The following is a 4,911-nucleotide window of genomic DNA, read 5'->3' as shown; positions in this document are numbered from 1 at the left end:
CTTCACGGGGAGCTCGATATGCGTACCCCGATCGAGGTCGAGCAGGCCTACTATGCTGAGGCCGAGGAACTTCTGTCACCGACCGGTTGACAGGAAAACCGGTCGGAACTCAAACCAGGCCAATTCAGGGTAACCAGGTGGAAGCCCGCACTCAACGCCTTCGCGATCACCTTCGAAGGCCGAATCAACTAAGAATGCGCCAGGCCAGATCCACCGTTAACCTGACAGACCCCAGCAGCGCGGTCGAGGCCGCGACTGCGAGACCCGCGAGGTGGAACTTCTTCTTCATGTTCAGTGACTCCTTTGTTACTGAGGGGGTTGGTGAGGGATCAGGCGTAGAAGCGCTGCAGGCTGCGCGCCACGACCGCGGGCTTCTCGCCGCCCTCGATCTCGATGGTGGCGTCGATGACGGCCTGCACGCCGCCGCGCACCTCGACGAGCTCGGCGATGGTGGCGGTGAGGCGGATCCGGGAGCCGACCTTGACGGGCGAGACGAAGCGCACCTTGTCGAGGCCGTAGTTGACCTTGGTGGAGCAGCCGTCGATGTCGAAGAGCGAGGTCTGCAGCGGGATGAGCAGCGAGAGCGTCAGGAAGCCGTGAGCGATGGGGGCTCCGAACGGGCCGTCCTTCGCGCGCTCGGGGTCGACGTGGATCCACTGGTGGTCGTCGGCGGCGTCCGCGAAGCGGTCGACGCGCTCCTGCGTGATCTCGAACCAGTCCGTGGTGCCGAGATCCTTGCCCACGTAGTCGGCGAGCTCGGTGTAGTTGATGATGGTCGTCATTGACGCTCCTTAGCAGCGGTGCGGGATCGAGATACATGAAACAAGACATTCTTGAAAATGTCAACAATTGAGATGTCCCTGTAATAATTGGGTCTATTATGTTGCGAATGACGAGCAAACGACCGGGGGACCCCGACGGGACGCCGACGGAAGACCGCTCGCATGAGACGGAGAACGCGCCCGCGCAGCGCGCGGAATCGAACCGCCTCTGGAACACCTCGGTCGGCGATGACATGGCGTTCCTTCTCGCACGGGCAAACGCCCTCTCGCTCTCGCGAGTGCAGGCGAGGCTCAAGCAGTTCGATCTGAATACCCGCTCGTACTCCGTACTCGCGGTCGCGGCCGACGACGCGCGCCCGACGCAGCGGGAGCTCTCCGAGTTCCTGCGCCTCGACCCCAGCCAGATCGTCGCACTCGTCGATCAGCTCGAGGAGGCAGGGCTCATCAAGCGCGAGCCCGACCCGCGCGACCGCCGCGCCAAGGTCGTCGTGCCGACCGAGGCCGGCCGATCCCTCGCCGCGGAGGCGCGCCTCGCGGTCTCGGAGTCCGACCGCGAGTGGTTCTCGGCCCTCCCGCCGGAGGATCGCGACCGCTGGTTCTCCGCGCTGCGCTCGCTCGCCTCCGACCCCGCCGCCGATTGAGCGGGGCCGGCCCCCTCCGCTGATCGACCGAGGCGAAGCCCCGCCCGCTGATTGAAGCGAGCGCAGGCCTTCCGCTGATTGAGCGAGCGCAGCGAGTCGAAATCGAGGGCCCGCACCCGCATCGCCCCGCACCCGCATCCCCACCCCATTGCAATCGTTGGGGTACTGACTATATGCTGATCGACGACAGCCGCCCGCGCCAGCTGCATGATGCCGGCTCGTTCGCATCGGGAGCGATCCCCGACCTGGGCATCCTCGAGGTGCCCTTCGCCCGGCCCGCAGTGGGAGAGTCGTACATCGAGTTCAACGATGACGTGAATCCGATCCTCGACGAGCTGTTCGTGGACCACAATCAGAAGTTCCTGTACTCGAACCCTGCGATCCAACCCGGCATCATCGCCTGCAAGAATCCCGTAGGCGATGATGGAGACCTCACGGGCAAACTGGTCCGTACGGCCGGCCCGTGGCAGGCCGCCGCCATCGAGGCATGGGGCGGGACCTCGGCTACGATCGGCACCGCTGACCTCTACAACTCGCTGCAGAACGGCACCGTGGACTGTACGCTCATGGTTTACAACCTGTACGAGAGCCTGAAACTTCCCGAGGTCGCTCCCTACGTGTACCGCTTCGAGTTCGGCGCCAACTACCAGGCCATCAACATGAACATGGACGCCTGGAACAGTCTCAGCGAGGAGGACCAGACGGCATTCCTCGAGGCGGGCGCGGCTGCTCAGAGCTACGCCTTCGAACTGCTCGATTCGAGCATCGAGCCCGTGGTGACCGGTCTCGAGAGCGCGGGCGCGAAGTTCTGCCGCCCCTCGGACGCCTCCATCGAGAAGAAGGTCGATGCGATCGACGAGGTACGCGATGAGATCGCCAAGGGCGTGACCGAGCGCGGTGAGAAACTGCTCGAGATCTCCAAGAACTACCGTGACGACGCCATACAGGCCCCCGAGTTCGGTCCGGTCGACCCCTGCTGATGATCGAGAAGCTCATCCGCGGAGCGAACCTCGCTCTGCTCGGTACAGCCTCCGCCGGGGTCCTGCTGCTCGCAGTGATGGTCTTCGGCGGAGTGCTCTGGCGGTACGTGCTGGGGGCCCCGCTCTCGTTCGTGCTTCCGGTGGGCGAGTACGTGCTGCTCGCGATCATATTCCTCGCAATGTCGGGAACCCTTCTGAACGACGGCCACGTGCGCATCGACTTCGTCACAGAGGCGATGCCCCGCCGTGTCGGCCTCATCGTGAGGCAGGCCGGCGATGCGATCGGCATCGCCGTTGTCGGACTGCTCTGCTGGCTGAGCGTCGTCCAGTTCGACAAGGTGTTCACGAGCGGCGAGACCGACATCTCGGTGCTGCGGATCCCGATGTGGTTCACGCAGTGGCTGCTCATCTTCGGCTTCGGCCTGATGACCCTGACCTATCTGCTGCTGTGGGTGAAGCGCTGGTCCCAGAAGGACGAGCCGCAGGAACCCGCCGTTCCCGAAACGGAGATGCACATATGATGCTGCACCTCGACTGGGGCCTCAGCGCCTTCCTGATCTTCGGGATGCTGCTGCTCCTCATCGCGACGGGCATGCCCGTCTCGCTCGCGATGATCGCCACCGTCATCGTCGGCATGCTGCTGTTCGTATCGCCGCAGGCTCTGAGCATGCTGCCCCAGATCGCTTTCGAGAAGGCGTCCGATCAACTGTTCAGCGTGATCCCCCTGTTCGTGATGATGGCGATCGTCGCCACCAGTTCCGGCGTCACCGAGAAGGCGTTCGGCGCCGCCCAGGCATGGTTCGGACGCCTGCCGGGCAGTCTCGCGGTCAGCTCGCAAGCGGCGGCGACCGTCTTCGCTGCGATCTCCGGGTCGAGCCCCGCGACCGCGGCCGCCGTGGGCTACTTCGCGATCCCCGAGATGACGAAGAACGGCTACAAGAAGTCGTTCGCTGTCGGCGCGGTCGCGGCAGGTGGCACGCTCGGCATCCTGATCCCGCCGAGCGTCGCGATGATCATCTTCGGCCTGGTCACCGAAACCTCGATCGGCTCGCTCTTCATCGCCGGCATCCTGCCCGGCATCATGATGGCCCTCCTGCTCGCGATCTTCGTGATCCTCGCAGTGAAGATGAAGCCGGAGCTCGCACCGAGAACCGACGTACGCTACACCCTCTCGGAGAAGGTCAAGTCCCTCGCCGGACTGTGGCCGATCGCCGTGCTCTTCGTCGCTGTGATCGGGAGCATCTACTCGGGCATCGCGACACCCACCGAGGCCGCAGCGGTCGGCGCGGTCGGCGCGCTGATCCTCGCCCTGATCAACCGCACGCTCACTCTGAAGGGCCTGTATGCGGCGTTGAAGGAGTCGGCGGAGACCACGGCCATGGTCATCATGCTCGTCATCGGAGGCTTCGGTCTGTCGTTCCTGTTCGCGAGACTCGGGATCGCGCGGGGCATCAGCTCGTTCATCACCGATTCCGGTATGGCACCCACTGCGGTGCTCGCGTTCATGATCGTGGTACTCCTGCTGCTCGGCACCGTGCTCGATCCGGTATCGCTCATCGTCATCACCATGCCGCTGTTCTTCCCCGTGCTGATGGGCCTCGGCTTCGATCCGATCTGGATCGGCGTCATAGTCACCATCGCGGTTGAGATCGGCATGGTGACACCGCCAGTGGGTCTCAATCTGCTGATCCTGAAGAACGCCGTGCCGGGAGGCGCCAAGATGTCGGAGCTGTTCAAGGGCATCCTGCCATTCGTCGGCGTGCTGCTCTTCGGCCTCCTTCTCATCGTGTTCATCCCTGCGATCGCCACGTGGCTTCCCGCGATGATGGCGAACAGGTAGGCGCCGATCCCCCCGTGCGATGGGCGGACCCGGTCGGCGCGGCCGCCCATCGCCTACCATTGCCGCATCAGCGGCGCCCGTGCGACAGGAGGACACCATGCGGATCACCCGATACGGCCAATCGGCCATGCTCGTCGAGGAGGGCGGCGCCCGGATCCTCATCGATCCGGGCAGCCTCTCGGGTGAGGCGGTGTTCGGCCTCACCGGACTCGATGCGATCCTCATCACCCACGAGCACGCCGATCACGTCGACGCCGCTCGTGTGCCGGCACTGCTCGAAGCGAACCCCGCAATCCCGCTCTACGCTCCCGCCTCCGTGCTCGAAGCGCTCGGCCTCGACGATGAAGAGCGCGGCCGGGTCGTCGCGAACGGCGACCGCTTCGACGTCGGCGGCGTCTCGATCGAAGCGGTGGGTGAGCTGCACGAGCTCATCCTGCCGAGCATGCCCCGCTGCGCGAACGTCGGCTTCGTCCTCGCGGCCGCAGACGGCCGCCGCGTCTTCCATCCCGGTGACAGCTACGAGACCGTACCGAGCGATATCGGCTCATCGGAATTGAGGGTGTAGGAGCGGTCTGAATCCGCCGGCTTCGAGCAACGACCGCGCAATGTAGTGGGTCAGGTTCCGGAACCCCAGCGCGGAGCCACGGAGGTGTTCGAGCCGACCATTG

At 64.9% G+C, this 4,911-nt stretch carries 6 protein-coding genes; 5 read left to right on the top strand and 1 reads right to left on the bottom strand.

Annotation, left to right across the window (positions count from 1 at the left end; all coding sequences use genetic code 11):
• Nucleotides 1-329 precede the first annotated feature (329 nt).
• Nucleotides 330-782, bottom strand: coding sequence for a MaoC family dehydratase (locus J4H91_RS15250; protein WP_208047103.1), 453 nt, complete (start codon nucleotides 780-782; stop codon nucleotides 330-332).
• A gap of 107 nt (nucleotides 783-889) precedes the next feature.
• On the opposite strand from J4H91_RS15250, the gene J4H91_RS15245 reads away from it, so the two are divergent.
• The 5 genes from J4H91_RS15245 to J4H91_RS15225 all read left to right on the top strand — a co-directional run bounded on the left by J4H91_RS15245 (nucleotide 890) and on the right by J4H91_RS15225 (nucleotide 4,808).
• On the top strand, nucleotides 890-1,423 hold the full coding sequence (locus tag J4H91_RS15245) for a MarR family winged helix-turn-helix transcriptional regulator (protein ID WP_243753050.1): 534 nt from the start codon (nucleotides 890-892) through the stop codon (nucleotides 1,421-1,423).
• A gap of 173 nt (nucleotides 1,424-1,596) precedes the next feature.
• Complete coding sequence (locus J4H91_RS15240) at nucleotides 1,597-2,403, top strand: TRAP transporter substrate-binding protein (protein WP_208047102.1); 807 nt, start codon at nucleotides 1,597-1,599, stop codon at nucleotides 2,401-2,403.
• Nucleotides 2,403-2,924, top strand: coding sequence for a TRAP transporter small permease (locus tag J4H91_RS15235; protein WP_208047101.1), 522 nt, complete (start codon nucleotides 2,403-2,405; stop codon nucleotides 2,922-2,924). Before J4H91_RS15240 ends, J4H91_RS15235 begins: the two co-directional genes overlap by 1 nt.
• A complete protein-coding gene (locus tag J4H91_RS15230; protein WP_208047100.1) occupies nucleotides 2,921-4,243 on the top strand; it encodes a TRAP transporter large permease in 1,323 nt (440 codons plus the stop codon). Before J4H91_RS15235 ends, J4H91_RS15230 begins: the two co-directional genes overlap by 4 nt.
• 97 nt (nucleotides 4,244-4,340) lie before the next feature.
• Nucleotides 4,341-4,808 carry an MBL fold metallo-hydrolase gene (locus J4H91_RS15225; RefSeq protein ID WP_208047099.1) on the top strand — a complete coding sequence of 156 codons (468 nt, stop codon included), beginning with the start codon at nucleotides 4,341-4,343 and terminating at the stop codon, nucleotides 4,806-4,808.
• Nucleotides 4,809-4,911: the final 103 nt, after the last annotated feature.

The sequence above is a fragment of the Leucobacter ruminantium genome (genome assembly GCF_017565705.1).
Classification (GTDB): domain Bacteria; phylum Actinomycetota; class Actinomycetes; order Actinomycetales; family Microbacteriaceae; genus Leucobacter; species Leucobacter ruminantium.
Note: the sequence above shows the minus strand (reverse complement) of the source record. Positions and strands in the feature narration are given on the sequence as shown.

Excerpts from the sequence above, each read along its gene's own strand:
- J4H91_RS15250 (WP_208047103.1), bottom strand. The coding sequence starts at position 782 with ATGACGACCATCATCAACTACACCGAGCTCGCCGACTACGTGGGCAAG.
- J4H91_RS15245 (WP_243753050.1), top strand. The coding sequence starts at position 890 with ATGACGAGCAAACGACCGGGGGACCCCGACGGGACGCCGACGGAAGAC.
- J4H91_RS15240 (WP_208047102.1), top strand. The coding sequence starts at position 1,597 with ATGCTGATCGACGACAGCCGCCCGCGCCAGCTGCATGATGCCGGCTCG.
- J4H91_RS15235 (WP_208047101.1), top strand. The coding sequence starts at position 2,403 with ATGATCGAGAAGCTCATCCGCGGAGCGAACCTCGCTCTGCTCGGTACA.
- J4H91_RS15230 (WP_208047100.1), top strand. The coding sequence starts at position 2,921 with ATGATGCTGCACCTCGACTGGGGCCTCAGCGCCTTCCTGATCTTCGGG.
- J4H91_RS15225 (WP_208047099.1), top strand. The coding sequence starts at position 4,341 with ATGCGGATCACCCGATACGGCCAATCGGCCATGCTCGTCGAGGAGGGC.